At 60.4% G+C, this 16291-nt stretch carries 15 protein-coding genes; 7 read left to right on the top strand and 8 right to left on the bottom strand.

From position 1 onward, the window contains the following. Positions 1-36: 36 nt before the first annotated feature. On the top strand, positions 37-1338 hold the full coding sequence (gene fapF / locus ACMTA2_RS16090) for a fibril amyloid transporter FapF (RefSeq protein WP_413790774.1): 1302 nt from the start codon (positions 37-39) through the stop codon (positions 1336-1338). Between the two features lie 158 nt (positions 1339-1496). Here the strand turns inward: fapF and ACMTA2_RS16085 are convergent, their stop codons facing one another. Further along, a complete protein-coding gene (locus ACMTA2_RS16085; protein WP_413790773.1) occupies positions 1497-2822 on the bottom strand; it encodes a sigma-54 dependent transcriptional regulator in 1326 nt (441 codons plus the stop codon). A 340-nt stretch (positions 2823-3162) separates the two neighbouring features. Here ACMTA2_RS16085 and ACMTA2_RS16080 point away from each other — a divergent pair, with 340 nt between their 5' ends. The 3 genes from ACMTA2_RS16080 (at position 3163) to nhaB (ending at position 6501) form a co-directional block, all read left to right on the top strand. Further along, positions 3163-3429 carry a hypothetical protein gene (locus ACMTA2_RS16080; protein ID WP_013693488.1) on the top strand — a complete coding sequence of 89 codons (267 nt, stop codon included), beginning with the start codon at positions 3163-3165 and terminating at the stop codon, positions 3427-3429. Positions 3430-3613: 184 nt separating this feature from the next. Beyond that, positions 3614-4903 carry a hypothetical protein gene (locus tag ACMTA2_RS16075; protein WP_413790772.1) on the top strand — a complete coding sequence of 430 codons (1290 nt, stop codon included), beginning with the start codon at positions 3614-3616 and terminating at the stop codon, positions 4901-4903. Positions 4904-4998: 95 nt separating this feature from the next. After that, positions 4999-6501, top strand: coding sequence for a sodium/proton antiporter NhaB (gene nhaB / locus ACMTA2_RS16070; protein ID WP_413790771.1), 1503 nt, complete (start codon positions 4999-5001; stop codon positions 6499-6501). Between the two features lie 107 nt (positions 6502-6608). Here nhaB and ACMTA2_RS16065 read toward each other — a convergent pair whose 3' ends face one another. The 3 genes from ACMTA2_RS16065 to gnd are packed head-to-tail and all read right to left on the bottom strand — an operon-like array spanning position 6609 to position 9924. Next, on the bottom strand, positions 6609-7430 hold the full coding sequence (locus ACMTA2_RS16065; RefSeq protein ID WP_413790770.1) for an HAD family hydrolase: 822 nt from the start codon (positions 7428-7430) through the stop codon (positions 6609-6611). After that, on the bottom strand, positions 7427-8947 hold the full coding sequence (gene zwf, locus ACMTA2_RS16060) for a glucose-6-phosphate dehydrogenase (protein ID WP_413790769.1): 1521 nt from the start codon (positions 8945-8947) through the stop codon (positions 7427-7429). The genes ACMTA2_RS16065 and zwf overlap by 4 nt, the downstream gene beginning before the upstream one ends. Then, on the bottom strand, positions 8944-9924 hold the full coding sequence (gnd, locus tag ACMTA2_RS16055; protein WP_413790768.1) for a phosphogluconate dehydrogenase (NAD(+)-dependent, decarboxylating): 981 nt from the start codon (positions 9922-9924) through the stop codon (positions 8944-8946). The genes zwf and gnd overlap by 4 nt, the downstream gene beginning before the upstream one ends. A 274-nt stretch (positions 9925-10198) precedes the next feature. Here gnd and ACMTA2_RS16050 point away from each other — a divergent pair, with 274 nt between their 5' ends. Both ACMTA2_RS16050 and ACMTA2_RS16045 read left to right on the top strand, forming a co-directional pair. After that, positions 10199-10372 (top strand): DUF6026 family protein, encoded by a 174-nt coding sequence (locus ACMTA2_RS16050; protein ID WP_170845969.1) that lies wholly within the window; start codon positions 10199-10201, stop codon positions 10370-10372. 376 nt (positions 10373-10748) lie between these two features. Beyond that, the gene (locus tag ACMTA2_RS16045; protein ID WP_413790767.1) at positions 10749-12488 is read left to right on the top strand and encodes a phosphoethanolamine transferase CptA; all 1740 of its coding nucleotides are present in this window, start codon (positions 10749-10751) and stop codon (positions 12486-12488) included. Between the two features lie 24 nt (positions 12489-12512). On the opposite strand, the gene ACMTA2_RS16040 is transcribed toward ACMTA2_RS16045, so the two are convergent. The 4 genes from ACMTA2_RS16040 to ACMTA2_RS16025 all read right to left on the bottom strand — a co-directional run bounded on the left by ACMTA2_RS16040 (position 12513) and on the right by ACMTA2_RS16025 (position 15496). After that, entirely contained in the window at positions 12513-13007 is a 495-nt protein-coding gene (locus ACMTA2_RS16040; protein ID WP_413790766.1) for a GNAT family N-acetyltransferase, read from the bottom strand. 57 nt (positions 13008-13064) lie between these two features. Further along, the gene (zapE, locus tag ACMTA2_RS16035) at positions 13065-14186 is read right to left on the bottom strand and encodes a cell division protein ZapE (RefSeq protein WP_413790765.1); all 1122 of its coding nucleotides are present in this window, start codon (positions 14184-14186) and stop codon (positions 13065-13067) included. A 200-nt stretch (positions 14187-14386) separates the two neighbouring features. Continuing rightward, positions 14387-14728, bottom strand: a complete 342-nt coding sequence (locus ACMTA2_RS16030; RefSeq protein ID WP_413790764.1) for a nuclear transport factor 2 family protein — start codon at positions 14726-14728, stop codon at positions 14387-14389. Positions 14729-14779: 51 nt separating this feature from the next. After that, the gene (locus ACMTA2_RS16025) at positions 14780-15496 is read right to left on the bottom strand and encodes a helix-turn-helix transcriptional regulator (RefSeq protein WP_413790763.1); all 717 of its coding nucleotides are present in this window, start codon (positions 15494-15496) and stop codon (positions 14780-14782) included. 324 nt (positions 15497-15820) lie between these two features. Between ACMTA2_RS16025 and ACMTA2_RS16020 the strand changes: the two genes are divergently transcribed. Then, on the top strand, positions 15821-16291 hold the full coding sequence (locus ACMTA2_RS16020; RefSeq protein ID WP_413790762.1) for an LEA/WHy family protein: 471 nt from the start codon (positions 15821-15823) through the stop codon (positions 16289-16291).

Genomic DNA, 16291 nt, shown 5'->3' with positions numbered 1-16291 from the left:
TTTCCGACCAGTGGGCAAAAAGGGACGGCATATTTCATGTATCGATCCGTATCGTTGCGCGCAGTGATGTGTCTAAGCACGTTGTTCCCGGCAGCCGTGTTGCAGGCGGCCCCGGATGCCGAAATCGAGGCGCTGAAACAGGAGCTTCTCGAGCTCAAGCAACGTTACGAGGTCCAGCAAAAAGCCCTGGCGGTGCTCGAACAGCGGGTTCGCCAGGTCGAGGATCAACCCGCCACGCCACAACCCAAGCGGCTGGCCAAATCCCCGGCCGACATGAAGGGCAACCAGACCGCCGGCGGTGGTGCCGCAACGGCGGGCGGTGGTGCCGCAACGGCGGGCGGCAGCGGCTATGGGCAATCCCTGGCCGATGATTCCCAGCCAGCCCAAAGTGTCTCCAACCTCTACGACGAGGCCAGCGGCTTCTTTGGCGGGGGCAAGTTCAGCTTCGAGACCGGCGTGACCTATTCGCGCTACGACACACGACAACTGATCCTCAACGGCTTCCTGGCCCTGGATTCGATTTTCCTGGGCAACATCAACCTCGATCGGATCAAGGCCGATACCTGGACGCTGGACCTCACCGGCCGCTACAACTTCGATAATCGCTGGCAGTTCGACCTCAACGTGCCGGTGATCTACCGCGAATCCACGTACCAGTCAGGCGGGGCGAACAGCGGCGCGGCGGGGGTCACCAGCGAAGAAACCGTGACCCGCGACCCCACCATCGGCGACGTCAACTTCGGCATCGCCTACAAGTTCATGGATGAGTCGATCGACTCCCCGGACGCGGTGGTCACCCTGCGGGTCAAGGCCCCCACTGGCAAGGACCCGTTCGGCATCAAGCTGCGCCAATCCCAGGCCAACACCAACCTGTTCGTGCCTGAGGACCTGCCCACCGGCAACGGCGTGTGGTCGATCACGCCCGGGCTTTCGCTGGTCAAGACCTTCGATCCGGCCGTCCTGTTCGGCAGCCTTTCCTACACCCATAACTTCGAAGAATCGTTCGACGACATCAGCTCCACGGTCAACCAGAAGGTGCCGGGCAAGGTGCGGATCGGCGACAGCTTCCAGATCGGCGCGGGCATTGCCTTTGCCTTGAACGAAAAGATGAGCATGTCGTTCTCGGTCTCTGACCTGATCCAGAAGAAAAGCAAGCTCAAACAGGACGGCGGCGATTGGGAGTCAGTGACGTCCAGTGACGCCAACGCCGGTTACTTCAACATCGGCATGACCGTCGCCGCTTCCGACAACCTGACCATCGTGCCCAACCTGTCCATCGGGCTGACCGACGATGCGCCAGATTTCACCTTTAGCCTGAAATTCCCGTATTACTTCTGATGCCCTCTGGGTATGTGATGGGCACATATTCCAAGGGCACCGCACAACTACTGTGGGAGCGGGCTTGCTCGCGAAGGCGGTGTGTCAGTGACATGGATCAACCTGACACACCGCCTTCGCGAGCAAGCCCGCTCCCACAATGAATTATGTAGGCCGCTCTAGCGAATCTGATGCTTGTGCAGCAACCGATAGAACGTCGGCCGCGACACCCCCAGCACCCGGGCGGCCACGCTCAGGTTGTCGCTGTGACGGTTGAGCACATCGCTCAAGGCCTGGCGCTCGGCACGGGTCTTGTAGTCCTCCAGCGTGCCCATTGGCGCTGCGACGCCTTGGTGGCTGGCCAAGCCGAGGTCCCGGGCTTCGATCTGCCGGCCTTCGGCCAGGACCAACCCGCGACGGACGCGGTTGGCCAGCTCGCGCACATTCCCGGGCCAGTCGTGCATGCCCATCGCCACCAATGCATCTTCGCTGAAGCTGCGGGGACGGCGGCCGGTTTCCTGGCTGTAGAAATGGGAAAAGTGGCTGGCCAGCATCGCCAGGTCCCCATGGCGTTCGCGCAGCGGGGCCATCACCACTTGCAACACGTTCAAGCGGTAATACAGGTCCTCGCGAAATTGCTTGTGCTCGATGGCCGTCTCGAGGTCCACGTGGGTGGCCGCCAATATCCGCACATCGACCGCAATCGGCTGGCTGCCGCCGACCCGCTCAATGTGCTTTTCCTGCAGGAAACGCAGCAAGTTGGCCTGCAACTCCAACGGCAGGTCGCCAATTTCATCGAGAAACAGCGTGCCACCGTGGGCCGCCTCGATCCGTCCGATCTTGCGTTGGTGAGCGCCGGTGAACGCACCCTTCTCATGGCCGAATAACTCGGACTGGATCAGGTGCTCCGGAATCGCACCGCAGTTGATGGCGATGAACGGCCTGTTGCGCCGGTGTGACTGACAATGCAGGGTGCGCGCCACCAACTCCTTGCCGGTGCCGCTCTCGCCACGAATCAATACCGGCGACTCGGCCGGCGCCAACTTGCTCAACAACTTGCGCAGTTCGCGAATCGGCTTGCTGTCTCCCAGCAGTTCATGTTCGGGCTGATCGATGTGGATCGAGCCCTGCCCTCGCAGGCGCGCCATGCCAAACGCCCGGCCCAGTGTCACTTGGACCCTGGACACGTCGAAAGGCAAGGTATGGAAGTCGAAAAACCACTCGCAGACAAAATCGCCCACATTTTGCAGGCGCAACACTTCCTGGCTGAGCACGGCGATCCATTCGGTGCCACTACGGCTGATCAACTCCTTGACCGCTTCCGGGCGCTCCAGGTGAAAGGGCTGCAAACGCAACAGGCCGACGTCACAGGTCCGATCGCCGGCATGTTCGAGGGCGCAACTGTCCACATCCCAACCAATGGCGCGCAATCCTGGCAACAGGCGATGGCAATCGTCGCAGGGATCAACCACGAGCAGACGACGTAACGTACTGGCTTCGAGCATGACTGATCCTTGGCGCCAAAATAAGGAAATATGATTAGAAACAGTCGTTTGGCAAACCTGCATGTAACAGTAGCAAGAACTTGACGCGCCCTTGTATCAATTGATTATCGACATCATGGAAAAGTGGTTATAAGCGAGCGTTTCGTTAGTTGTAACAGGCGCTTTTCTTTCATGAAGCTTTCAAACAAAAGTCCAAAAGCCTGGTCTGAAAGAAAATCGAAATTTATTTAAATAATGTGTGACCCGCCTACGGGTTCGAGACATCAGTACAAGTAACCAGCCGCACGGTACGCCCAACCGACGGCACATCATTGTTTGGGCACACTTAAGAGAAAACGCCATGAACGCCCCGCTCCGTATCAACGAAGCTCTTTTGATTGCCGACCGCGCATTCCGTCCTTTCCAATGCGTGGCCTGGGCTCCACAAGACGGTAACGGTGAACTTAGCCTGACCGTCATCGACCGTACCAATACCCATATTGGCCGCACTCAAATTCCAAGCAGCGCCTATACCGACCCGGTCCAACTGGCCGATCTGTTGAAACAGGCCCGTGCCGAATTGAGCCAGGAAGGCTATACCTTGCAATCCTGGTCGATGCCTGAATAAAACGTCGATACCGCCTGTTATCGATTGCAGGCTAGGCATTGGGTTGCAAAGCCATTGTTATGGCACGCATCGCCCCTGTAACTGCAGGGGCTGACAGTTGTGCATTGTCACATTCAGGGATTGAATGTTGCCCTCATGCAGTCATCGTCCGTTCGGGCCGGTCGACACGCAAGGAGAGGCAGGCATGCTCAATCAGTTCGCGCTCAAGTTCCCCAAGACCATGGCCCACCCCGGGCAACTTGACCCAGGCTTTGCCGCCAACGGCAAAGCCTGGGTTCATTTCGAAGGCAGCACCTCGAGCCTGATCACCGGATTGACCCTCGACCGCGCCGGACGAATCCTGGTAGCGGCCAGGATCGAAACATCCCATGGCAGCCGGTTCGGGCTGGCGCGACTCAACCCGGACGGTTCGACCGACCCGGGCTTCGGCACCCACGGCAGCGTGATCGACGCATTTGAACCCGGCTTCGAAGCGACAGCGGGAAAGGTGATCGAGTTGGCCGACGGGCATATCCTGTTGTCCGGCCTGCACTACGAAAGCAACGAACACACCCTTCCCGCCTTGGCGCTGTTCGATCAGCAGGGCCGCGCCGTCCAGAGTCTCGGCAACGCTGGCCGGCATATCATCCGGCTGTGCGGCAATCTCTCCCAAGGCCTGCGTGATCCCTGGCTGCCCCCAGGCGTGCCAGGTCTGGAAGCCTGTGACATGCAAGTACAGGCCGATGGCCGGATCCTCTTGCTTGCCAATCATCATTACCAGTTGTCCGACCATGTCGGCGTGCTGATCCGGCTCCAGCCGGACGGAGCCCTGGATACCTCGTTCAACGGTCGCGGCTTCGCGATGGTCCGACGCTTGTTGAAAAATACCTGGCTCGGCTGCCTGATGCTCCAGGCTGACGGCCATATTGTCGTCGGCGGCGCCATCGACATGCCCCAGCAGGGTTTGATCGCCCGATATGACAGCGACGGCAGGCTCGATGACAGCTTCGGCGAAAACGGATTCCTGTCGATCCTGGCGCAGGGTCACAGCGCGATGGTCAGCCAGATCGTTCAGGATGCAAACGGCGATCTGCTGGCGTTTGGCAGCAGCCGCGATCCGATGCATAGCCTATCCCTGAAAGTGCGCCCGGATGGCAAGCCGGACCGTCACTGCAATCAGGGCCAGTGCCAGCTCATGGCGATCGGGCACAACGCCAGCCAGTGGACCGCCGCCCAGCTTCAACCGGATGGCAAGCTGGTAACGGCCGGTGCCACCATCGGCGGTATCGAAGCCGACTTCGTGCTCGCCCGGCATCTGCCGGATACCCGCCTCGACCCGGCATTCGGCCAGGGCAAAGGCTGGGTTCGCACGCGACTCGGCTACAGCCTGGACACGGCCACCTCCCTGGCGGTGCAGGCTGACGGCAGAATCCTGGTGGGCGGCTACTCGCTCCAGGGGCATTGTCGGGCGGTGGTTGCGCGGTATTGGGCCTGAGTAGGATTGTCGCGGGTGAACGGTATCTATTCTTACTCTTGATATTCCTCATTTCTTACGGCAAGTTGCGCGCTTCTAAATAAAAGGAGCAGCCGATGTCCGGTTCAATGGCTCAGGCTTTCGCGCAAAACTTTCTGGGACATTCCCCACGCTGGTACAAGGCGTGCATCATCATCTTCCTGATCCTCAATGCCGTGGTGTTGTGGACCCTGGGCCCGGTCGTTACCGGTTGGATGCTGGTTGTGGAATTCATCTTCACCCTCGCCATGGCCCTTAAATGCTACCCGCTGATGCCGGGTGGGCTGCTGGTGATCGAGGCTCTTGCGCTGGGTTTGACCACGCCCAAGATGCTCTACGATGAACTGCTTCACAACTTTCCGGTGATCCTGCTGCTGATGTTCATGGTGGCGGGGATTTATTTCATGAAGGATCTGCTGCTGTTCCTGTTCTCGCGCCTGCTTTTGGGGGTGCGCTCCAAGGCGATGCTGTCCTTGATGTTCTGCTTTCTCTCGGCATTCCTGTCCGCGTTCCTTGACGCATTGACCGTCACCGCGGTGATCATCAGCGCCGCGGTGGGCTTCTATGCGGTGTATCACCGTGTGGCGTCGGGCAACGATCCGCGCAAGGACAGCAATGTCGATGAAGACCACGATCTGCCGTCGAGTCATCATCAAGATCTCAATCAGTTTCGGGCGTTTCTACGCAGCCTGCTCATGCATGGTGCCGTCGGCACGGCGCTGGGCGGTGTATGCACCCTGGTTGGCGAACCGCAGAACCTGTTGATTGGCCATGAGTTGGACTGGCACTTTGTTGAGTTCTTTTTGAAGGTCGCGCCCGTTTCGGTGCCCGTACTGATAGCCGGGCTGCTGACCTGCCTGGCGCTGGAAAAGCTGCGCTGGTTTGGCTACGGCACGCTGTTGCCAGAAAGCGTACGCAACATCCTGGCCGACTATGCCGAGCAGGACAACCGCGAACGCACCGCACGGCAACGTGCGGCGTTGATCGTCCAGGGTATCGCCGCGCTGATTCTGATCGTGAGCCTGGCGCTGCACCTTGCCGAAGTCGGCCTGATTGGCCTGATGGTCATCGTGTTGATTACTGCCTTCACTGGGATCACCGACGAGCACCGGCTCGGCAACGCATTCAAGGAGGCCTTGCCCTTCACCGCCCTGCTGGTGGTGTTCTTTGCAGTGGTGGCGGTCATTCACGACCAGCATCTGTTCACGCCGCTGATCCAATGGGTCCTGGCCCTGCCCGCCGATCAACAGCCCGGCATGCTGTTCATTGCCAACGGCCTGCTGTCAGCCATCAGCGACAACGTATTCGTGGCAACCGTCTACATTACCGAGGTGAAGCAGGCCTTCGTCTCCGGCCAAATGAGTCGTGAACATTTGGAGACCCTGGCGGTGGCCATCAACACTGGCACCAACCTGCCGAGCGTCGCCACACCCAACGGCCAGGCTGCTTTCCTGTTCCTGCTGACCTCGGCGATCGCCCCGCTGATTCGCCTGTCCTATGGCCGGATGGTCTGGATGGCTTTGCCCTACACCGTGGTGATGGGTGGCTTGGGCTGGTATGCGGTGACTTACTGGCTGTAACCAAATGAGGGAGCGAGCTTGCTCGCGATGGCGCGCTGTCAGCCGACTTGATGTTGACTGAAAGACGGCTATCGCGAGCAAGCCCGCTCCCACAGGGGCTCTGGTCGCTATCGCGGCAAGATGTAACGTTCGATCGCCAGCGCCGCACCGTCATCGATAACGGCAGCGGTCACGACATCCGCTTGGCGCCGGATCGCCTCCTCCGCCTGCCCCATGGCAATCGACAATCCCGCGCGGTGGAACATCGCCGGGTCGTTGCCACCGTCCCCCATGGCCGCTGTCTGCTCCAGCGGCACATCGAGAAAGGCTGCCAGGGTCGACAGCGCTTCTCCTTTGTTCGCCTTCATCGCCGTGACATCCAGGTAGATCGGTTGCGAGCGCGACACCTGGGCCTGGCCCTTGAGCAGCGGATGCAGCCGAGCTTCCAGCTCCACCAGCAGGTTCGTGTTGGTGCTGGTGGCGACGATCTTGTCGATTCGCTCCAGGTACGGCTCGAAACTCTCGACTTCTACCGGCGGGTAACCCAGGCCACGCGTCTCCACCGGCACCATCGGACCGTGGGCATCGCGCACCAACCAGTCGCCGTCGGCAAACACCCAGACCTCGATGCCAGGCTGATCGGCGTACAGCGCCAGCGTGGCCAGCGCAGCCTCGGGCGGCAGGTAATGGACGGCGAGGAAACTGCCGTCGGGATGAACCAGCGTGCCGCCATTGAACGCCGCCGTGGGCAGGTCGACGCCCAGGGCCTCGATCTGCTGCAACATGGCCCGCGGCGGTCGCCCGGTGGCGAGGCTGAACAGTACACCGGCCTCGCGCAATGAGCGAACCGCCTCAATGGTGCGCGGGTTCAGGCTGTGGTCGGGCAACAACAAGGTACCGTCCATGTCGCTGAGTAAAAACCGGATGGGGCGCTTCGCCGAATCACTCATCCGAGGCCATGCCAGACGCGACTGTCGCGGGTCAGCAAGTCGTCGGCCGCCGCCGGGCCATCTTCACCGGCCTTGTAGGGCTGGACCGTTGCGTCCTGCTGCCAGGCATCGAGGAAGGGCTGCACCGCGCGCCAGCCGTTCTCGATATTGTCGGCGCGCTGGAACAGGGTCTGATCGCCGGTCAGGCAATCGTAGATCAGGGTTTCGTAACCCGTGGACGGTTGCATTTCGAAGAAGTCCTTATAGGCAAAGCCCAATTCGATATTGGCCATGTCGAGGGCCGGCCCCGGCCGTTTGGCCAGCAGGTCGAACCACATGCCTTCATTGGGCTGAATCTGGATTCTCAAGTACGTAGGTTGCAGTTCATCGACTGCGGTGTCGCGAAACTGAGCGTAAGGCGCCGGCTTGAAGCAGATGACGATCTCAGTGTCCCGCACGCTCATGCGCTTGCCGGTGCGCAGGTAAAACGGCACGCCCACCCAACGCCAGTTGTCGATCATGACCTTCAGGGCGACATAGGTTTCGGTGTTGCTGTCGGCGGCGACGTTGGCTTCCTGGCGATAACCGGTCACCGCCTTGCCGCCGACTTCCCCGGCGGTGTACTGGCCGCGAATCGAGTTGGCACGGGCCTGCTCCACTGACCAGGGCCGGATTGCCCCGACAACCTTGGCCTTTTCCCCACGCACGGCGTCGGCCCCGAACGCCGCTGGCGGCTCCATGGCCACCATCGCCAGCAGTTGGAAAAGGTGGTTGGGCACCATGTCCCGCAGGGCACCGGTGTGCTCATAAAAACTGCCACGGGTCTCCACGCCAACGGTTTCGGCGGCGGTGATTTGTACGTGGTCGATGTAGTGATTGTTCCAGAATGCCTCGAACAGGCTGTTGGAGAAGCGACTGACCAGAATGTTCTGCACCGTTTCCTTGCCCAGGTAATGGTCGATGCGATAGATCTGTTTCTCGCTCATGACCTTGAGCAGGCAGGCGTTCAGCGCTTCGGCGGTTTGCAGGTCGGAACCGAACGGTTTTTCGATCACTACCCGCCGGAAGGCGCCCTCCTGTTCCTGGAGCAGGCCGGCCGCGCCGAGGCGGCTGACCACTTCGCTGAAAAAGCGCGGCGCGGTCGCCAGGTAGAAGACCGCGTTGCCGGTGCCGCTGGCGGCGATTTTCGCCGCCAGCGCCTGGTACGTGCCGTCATCGAGGAAATCACCCTGGACGTAGCTGATGCCCTGGGCCAGCCTGGCCCACAGCGCCGGGTCGAGCGCGCGGTCGGCATCACCGCCCTTGCTCGCCGCTTCGTTGCGGATGAAGTCTTCGAGTTTCTTGGCAAAATCCACATCGCTGATGGCGTTGTGGTCGACTCCGATGATGCGCAGGCCATCCCCCAGCAGACCGTCGCGACTGAGGTGGTACAGCGCCGGCATCAGCAGGCGCTTGACCAGATCACCATGGGCGCCGAACAAAAACAACGTGGTCGGCGGCGCGGGTTCTGCCGTGGATTTGCTGGCGATCGAGGTCATTTTTTCGGCGTCTCCACGTGGCCGCCAAAGCCGAAGCGCATGGCCGAGAGCATTTTGTCGCCGTAGGTGCTTTGCTGGCGCGAGCGGAAACGGGCAAACAGCGAACTGGACAGGACCGGCACCGGCACCGCTTGCTCGATGGCGGCCTCGATGGTCCAGCGCCCTTCACCGCTGTCGGCGACTTCGCCGGAAAAGCCGTCCAGCTTCGGATCGCTGGCCAACGCGTCGGCGGTCAAGTCCAGCAACCAGGACGAGACGACGCTGCCGCGACGCCAGACTTCGGCGATATCGGCCACGTTCAGGTCGAAACGCTGCTCCGGGGGCAGGCTTTCGCTGGATTTGGTCTTGAGGATGTCGAAGCCCTCGGCGAAGGCCTGCATCATTCCGTATTCGATGCCGTTGTGGATCATCTTCACGAAATGTCCCGAACCGGCCGGGCCCGCGTGGATGTAGCCACGTTCGGCACGATCATCGTCGGATTTGCGGTCGCGGGTGCGCGGGATGTCGCCCATGCCCGGCGCCAGGCTGTCGAAGAGCGGGTCCAGGCGCTTCACCACCTCGGCTTCGCCGCCAATCATCATGCAGTAACCGCGCTCCAGGCCCCAGACACCGCCGGAGGTGCCGACGTCGATGTAGCTCAGGCCTTTTTCCGACAAGGCCTGGGCGCGACGGATGTCGTCCTTGTAGTACGTGTTGCCGCCGTCAATGATCACATCACCCGGTTCGAGCAGTTCACTGAGGACGGTGATGGTGTCTTCGGTGGGGGCGCCGGCGGGCAGCATGACCCAGATCGCCCGTGGCTTTTCCAGGCCGGCGACCAGTGCCGGCAGGTCCGCGACGCCCGTTGCGCCTTCCTGGCGCAGGCTTTCGACAAAAGCGGCATTGCGGTCATAGACGACGGTGGTGTGCCCATTGAGCATCAGGCGCCGTGCGATATTGCCGCCCATGCGGCCCAGTCCAATGATCCCGAGTTGCATGTGCTGATGCTCCCTACTACAAATAAAGGTAAGTCAAAAATTTAGCTCGTAAGACACGTGGAGGTTAGTCCAGAGCATTGCTGCATAGTTTCCGGGTAATTCGAGCGATCACAAGGGATAACGCTCAAGAACCGGCCGAAGGCACAGCGACCATGAAAAATAAAAAAGTTCCAATCACAAGCAAAAGAAATCAGAATTGGCGCCGATAGTAGAGGTGTCGACCAAATCCTGGCGACATCTCTATAGTTGATGTACGCCATTTGCGAGGTGAGCAATGGGCCCTGTCGTTACCGCACGTCCTCCCCAAACCCTTTATGTGACCATTCGTCGCGATGAATTGCGCCTGCTCAAGGAAGAACGCGATCTACTGCTTGATGAAGTGACGCAGTTGCGCATGCAGTTGCAATACGCACAGCTGCCCCACCAGAGCCAGTCGCTGGCTCGGTAACCGCCCCAGAGGCACAGCACCAGGAAGTGACACTGGCCAAACCGGTGTCATTTCCATGCGAGTCCGCCATATGTGTGTGTGTGTGTTTGTGGCGAGAAGATTTGCCCCGCAAGGCTGTGGGAACAAAGCTTGCTCGCGAAACAGGCACCTCGGTTCCTGGAGGACTACACCGCCTTCATCGCGGGCAAGCCTTGCTCCCACAAATAAATCCCTAACCCAAGGTGCGCTCGCACCCCAGTCACCGATTTATATCCGAAAAACTCACAAACTTTTCACAACCGGCTCGCAATACTCCCCGCCTTTAGGGTTGCTCGGCGTATGCCTGCGGTCACCAAACCGGTGCCGACAGCTTCGTCGACAAAGGCTGGAGCGCTTGATGAGTTTGTTCAAACGCAGCAAAACGACTGCGAAAGGTTTCGACTGGGCCGGGCTCGGCTGGCTGTTTCTGTTCTTCTGGTACTTCTCGGGTATCACCCAACTGCTCATTCTGCTGAGCGAGACTTCCGGTTTCACCGGCTTTCGCCAAGCGTTCGTGATAAGTACGGTGTGGCTCGCGCCCCTGCTGCTCTTCCCCGCCCGTACACGCTTGCTCGCGGCCTTGATCGGTATAGTGCTGTGGGCTTGCTCCATGGCCAGCCTGGGCTACTTCTTCATTTACCAACAGGAATTTTCCCAGAGCGTCATCTTCATCATGTTCGAATCGAACGTGTCTGAAGCCGGCGAGTACCTGACCCAGTATTTTGCCTGGTGGATGGTGGCGGCGTTCCTCGCCCACACCGCCGTGGGGTATTGGCTCTGGAGCCGCCTGCGTCCGGTGTACCTGCCCCGGGGCCAGGCCCTGGTGGCGGCAACCGTCATCGTGCTCGCGGTGGTCGGTTATCCGCTGGTCAAGCAGACCCTGCGCACCGGCAGTTTCGCCGGGGGCCTGGAAAAATTCGAAGATCGCATCGAGCCGGCGGTGCCATGGCAGATGCTGGTGGCCTATCGTCGCTACGGTGAACAGCTGGAGAACATGCAAGGCATGCTCCACAGTGCGAGCAAGATCGCCCCCCTGAACAATCTCAAGGAGGCTACGGCAGAACAGCCGGCCACCCTGGTGCTGGTGATCGGCGAATCCACCAACCGCCAGCGCATGAGCCTTTATGGTTACCCACGGGAAACCACACCGGAGCTGGACAAGCTCAAGGACCAGCTTTCGGTGTTCGACAACGTCATCACCCCGCGCCCCTACACCATCGAAGCGCTGCAACAGGTGCTGACGTTCGCCGACGAACAGAACCCGGACCTGTACCTGAGCACGCCTTCGCTGGTGAGCATGATGAAACAGGCCGGCTACAAGACCTTCTGGATCACCAACCAGCAGACCATGACCAAACGCAACACCATGCTCACGACCTTCTCCCAACAGGCCGACGAACAGGTGTATTTGAACAACAACCGCAACCAGAATGCCGCGCAGTACGATGGCGACGTGATCGAGCCGTTCAACAAGGCCTTGGCCGACAGCGCCCCACGCAAGCTGATCGTGGTGCACCTGCTGGGCACCCACATGAGCTACCAGTACCGATATCCGCCGACGTTCAACAAGTTCACTGACCGCCAGGGCGTACCGGCGAGCCTGCGTGACGATCAGGTCCCGACCTACAACAGTTACGATAACGCGGTGCTGTACAACGACTTCGTTGTGTCCAGCCTGATCAAGGATTACGCCAAGACCGACCCCAACGGCTTCCTGCTGTACCTGTCGGACCATGGTGAAGATGTATTCGATTCCCAGGGTCACGGCACGTTGGGTCGTAACGAAGGCAAGCCAACCGCACCGATGTACACCATCCCTTTCATGGCCTGGGCGTCGCCCAAGTGGCGCGAAAACCATGACTGGAACTTTGCCGGTGACCTGTCACGCCCCTACAGCAGCTCACACCTGATTCACACCTGGGCGGACCTGGCCGGCTTGAGTTTCGATGAGCTGGACCGTAGCAAGAGCCTGGTCAGCGCTGACTTCAAGGCCCGTCCGCTGCTGATCGGCGATCCGTACCAAACCCAACGCAAGGCCTTGATCGACTTCAGCTTGATGAAACCCAAGTTGCCGTTGACTGAAGTCGTACAGAAATAGCCGAATCCTCTGAGAAGCCCGCTGTTACAGGGGCTTGATCCAGAACTGCATATGACCGTGGGCCGGGTCGAACATGCCAGCGGCAAAGCCGAACTTGGCGTAGCTGCCCTGGGCCACGGCATTACCCTCGAGCACTTCCAGGGTAATCTTGCAGCAACCGCGCTGGCGGGCGATGTCCTCGACCTTCTGCAGCATTTTCTGGCTCAATCCGAGGCCGCGAAAATCCGGCATGACCGCCACGTCGTGGATATTCACCAAGGGTCGGCAGGCAAAGGTCGAAAAACCTTCGAAACAATTGACCAGGCCCGCCGGTTCACCATTGACGAAAGCCAGCACGCTGAAGGCATGAGGGCGCTTGGCCAGTTCCTCGGGCAGGTGCAGCAGCACCTCGGCCGGCAACGGATGCCCCCCGCCCATCGGATCCTGTGCATAGCCGTTGAGCACATGACAGATCGCTTCAGCGTGGACAGGGTTGGTGTAGCTGGCTTGCAGAACAAGGATGTCCTTGGTTTCTTCCATGACCTTCCATCTCACTTCGGTAGTACCGGCGGCTCGACGCCGTCGGCGGGATACAGGTCAGGCTGGCTGACCAAAACGTTGCATTTGCATTTCCTGGAGGCGACTGAGCGTACGGCGAAACGGGAATTGCAGATAGCCCTCGGTGTACAACTCATCCATCGGCACCGCGGCCGAAAGGCACAACGGCACCTTGCGGTCATAGCATTCATCGACCAGGGCGATGAACCGTCGCACGCCGTCGTCGTGGACCGACAACTGCGGCAACTCACGATCACCGGCCGCGACCCGTTCAACCCCGTCCTCGGTGCCACGGGCAATGCGCCCTTCGCGCTGTTCAGCGCTCAGGCACGGCACGTCACTGAGCAGGATGACGCTGAAGCGGTCACACAGCGCCATGAAATCCAACGCCGAGAACGGTTGTTCGCACAGGTCGGCGTAACGGCTCCAGAGCACGGTATCGCTGGCCCGGACCGGCCCAAGCTGTCGATGGCCCACGTCAATCGGCGCGCCACTCGACACCTGCCCAGTGGTCAGCAGGTTGAAGACATCGATCAGCGGATCGGGTTGCCCTGAATCGTGCAGCCAATAACGTTGCTGCAATTGTCCAGGGTGCTGGCGATGGTCTTGCCAGCCATTCACCGGTACGACCTGCATGTGCTGCTTGATCGCAGTGATGGTCGGCAGGAAGCGCTCACGGTTGTGGCCGTTGGCATAGAGTTCTTCCGGTGGCAGGTTGGAGGTGCTCACCATCACCATGCCCAGTTCGAACATCACCTGGAACAAGCGCCCGAGGATGATGGCGTCACCAATGTCGTTGACGAACAGTTCGTCGAAACACAGCACCCGTACTTGCTCGCTCAACTCCCGGGCCAGGGCTTGCAAAGGATCAGGCGTGCCGGTGAGCTGGAACGAACGCTGGTGCACCCACGCCATGAAGTGATGGAAGTGCTGACGACGGGCCGGCACCTTGAGGCTTTCATAAAAGCGGTCCATCAGCCAGGTCTTGCCACGCCCCACCGGGCCCCACAGATAAACGCCCTTGATCGACTTGCGCCCTTCGTGCAACGCCTGGTGGCATTGCTCCAGGGCCATGATGGCCAATTCCTGGGCCTCATCCTGGACGAAGCCGTGGTGTTCGATGGCATGCTGCCAGGCACTCAAGGGGGAGTCGAAAGTCATACGGCCCGGGTCCGGAAAACGAAGGTGGGGAGTATGCCATGACGGATGCTCGATGAACCGTACAAAGCACCGTGGCGATGACGATAGAAAGTGGGAGCGAGCTTGCTCGCGATGGCGGCGGCACAGGCAATATCATCATTTGCAGGACCATCGCTCATCGCGAGCAAGCTCGCTCCCACAGGGCTCCCAGGGGTGGTACTTCAGGCAGAGATATCCAACCGACTGATCTTGCCTTGCTCATCGAGCCGGAAGGTATAGCGTAACTCCAGCGGGCTGCCGGGAAAGGTGCCGGAGATCAGGTTGTGCACCAATACCTTGCCAGTACGCTGTTGCACATTGAGAACTTCCACCCGAGGCTGGAAGCGCTGGGCGGTGTCTTCCATCCATTGGGCAATGGCCTGGGTGCCAACGCGGTGCTGGCCTTCATCGAATACGTTGGCATCTTCGGCGAAGAAACGCGTCACCGCCGAACTGTCACGGGAATTGGCTGCCGCGATATAGCCGGCGATGGCCGGGGCCAGGGAAGAGACGGGGTTGGACATGGCATGGCTCCTTGTTTTATCGATCGGGCACCATGCTAGAACAGCGCTGTGTCAGTTTTTGTCAGGAGTGAAACGTCCGGTTTCGTCCAACTTCATCAACGCGAACCAGTCCCGCAGCAAATCACTGCGCCGGCCAGGATATCGCTCGCCCTGCTCGGCGGCAGAAGCGATCCGGTCGGTACGAAAGGTCCGATAGGCGCCGCGCAATTCGCACCAGGCCACCACCACTCGCGCCTCGTTGAAAAAACCCAGGGCCAGTGGCCAGATCAGGCGTTGGCTCGGGGTCTTGTTCACGTCGGCATAGTCGATGCGCAGCTTGGCCTGGGCGCGAATGGCCTGGCGGTACACATTCAGTTCCACGGTGTTCTGTGGATAGCCATAACCCGGCGGACCGGGCAGTACCGTGGGGTTGCGCAAAGCGTCCCGCACATCGGGGGCCAGCACCGCGGCGACCTTCGCCAGGGCGTCGGCTGCCGCCTTGCCCAACACCTCGTCGGCGCGCTGATCCACGTAGCGCAAGCCCAGCACAATGGCCTCGATTTCATCGGCGGTGAACATCAGTGGCGGCAGGAACAGGCCACTGCGCAATACGTAGCCAATGCCCGCCTCGCCCTGGATCGGCGCGCCGAGGGCCGTGAGTTCGGCAATGTCGCGGTACAAGGTGCGCTCGGATACATTCAGTTCGCCCGCCAATGTCGCAGCGGTAACCGGGCAACGCTTGCCCCGCAGGACTTGCAGCAACGTGAGCAGTCGAGTGGTACGCGACACGATGGACTGTCCGCAAAGAAAAAGATGACGCAGATTAGCAGACGCTGGTGTCAGAAACTGTCAGGAGCCATACACCGACGCTCGCCCGGTAACCTACCGGAACCGGACATTGTGGCGAGGGGATTTATCCCCGCTGGGGCGCGAAGCGGCCCCCAAAAGAGATGATTCAACCCGATCCGACGGGTTGGATTCAGATTTTTGGGACTGCTGCGCAGTCCAGCGGGGATAAATCCCCTCGCCACAAGGGATCGTGGGTTGCCGTGGGGCACCTGTGGGGTATCGTGCTCAATCGCTTCCGGTTTTTTATTCTTTGAGAGTCAATCCATGCGCAGAATCTTCGGCCTTTCCATTTTTCTGATCCTGCTCAGCCTCAGCGCCTGCGCCCTCTTCCCGCACCATGACCCGCTGAACATCAACGTGGTCGGCATCGAGCCATTACCCAACCAGGGTCTGGAGGTGCGCTTCGCCGTGAAGCTGCGCGTGCAGAACCCCAACGAGACCGCCATCGACTACAACGGCGTGGCGCTGGACCTGGAGGTCAACGGTCGTACGCTGGCAACCGGCGTCAGCGACCAGAGCGGTTCGATCCCGCGATTCTCCGAAGCGATCCTGAGCGTCCCGGTGAGCATTTCGGCGTTTTCGGTCCTGCGCCAGACCCTGGGGTTGAGCCAGACCCAAAGCGTGGACAACCTACCCTATGTACTCAAGGGCAAGCTCGCCGGCGGCGTGTTCGGCACGCTGCGCTTCGTCGACCGCGGGACCCTCGAACTGCCAGGCTCCGCGGCGACGTGGTGA

The sequence above is a fragment of the Pseudomonas medicaginis genome (assembly GCF_965119365.1).
Taxonomy (GTDB): domain Bacteria; phylum Pseudomonadota; class Gammaproteobacteria; order Pseudomonadales; family Pseudomonadaceae; genus Aquipseudomonas.
Note: the sequence above shows the minus strand (reverse complement) of the source record. Positions and strands in the feature narration are given on the sequence as shown.

Coding starts and splice junctions, on each gene's coding strand:
- fapF (WP_413790774.1), top strand. CDS start 37: ATGTATCGATCCGTATCGTTGCGCGCAGTGATGTGTCTAAGCACGTTG.
- ACMTA2_RS16085 (WP_413790773.1), bottom strand. CDS start 2,822: ATGCTCGAAGCCAGTACGTTACGTCGTCTGCTCGTGGTTGATCCCTGC.
- ACMTA2_RS16080 (WP_013693488.1), top strand. CDS start 3,163: ATGAACGCCCCGCTCCGTATCAACGAAGCTCTTTTGATTGCCGACCGC.
- ACMTA2_RS16075 (WP_413790772.1), top strand. CDS start 3,614: ATGCTCAATCAGTTCGCGCTCAAGTTCCCCAAGACCATGGCCCACCCC.
- nhaB (WP_413790771.1), top strand. CDS start 4,999: ATGTCCGGTTCAATGGCTCAGGCTTTCGCGCAAAACTTTCTGGGACAT.
- ACMTA2_RS16065 (WP_413790770.1), bottom strand. CDS start 7,430: ATGAGTGATTCGGCGAAGCGCCCCATCCGGTTTTTACTCAGCGACATG.
- zwf (WP_413790769.1), bottom strand. CDS start 8,947: ATGACCTCGATCGCCAGCAAATCCACGGCAGAACCCGCGCCGCCGACC.
- gnd (WP_413790768.1), bottom strand. CDS start 9,924: ATGCAACTCGGGATCATTGGACTGGGCCGCATGGGCGGCAATATCGCA.
- ACMTA2_RS16050 (WP_170845969.1), top strand. CDS start 10,199: ATGGGCCCTGTCGTTACCGCACGTCCTCCCCAAACCCTTTATGTGACC.
- ACMTA2_RS16045 (WP_413790767.1), top strand. CDS start 10,749: ATGAGTTTGTTCAAACGCAGCAAAACGACTGCGAAAGGTTTCGACTGG.
- ACMTA2_RS16040 (WP_413790766.1), bottom strand. CDS start 13,007: ATGGAAGAAACCAAGGACATCCTTGTTCTGCAAGCCAGCTACACCAAC.
- zapE (WP_413790765.1), bottom strand. CDS start 14,186: ATGACTTTCGACTCCCCCTTGAGTGCCTGGCAGCATGCCATCGAACAC.
- ACMTA2_RS16030 (WP_413790764.1), bottom strand. CDS start 14,728: ATGTCCAACCCCGTCTCTTCCCTGGCCCCGGCCATCGCCGGCTATATC.
- ACMTA2_RS16020 (WP_413790762.1), top strand. CDS start 15,821: ATGCGCAGAATCTTCGGCCTTTCCATTTTTCTGATCCTGCTCAGCCTC.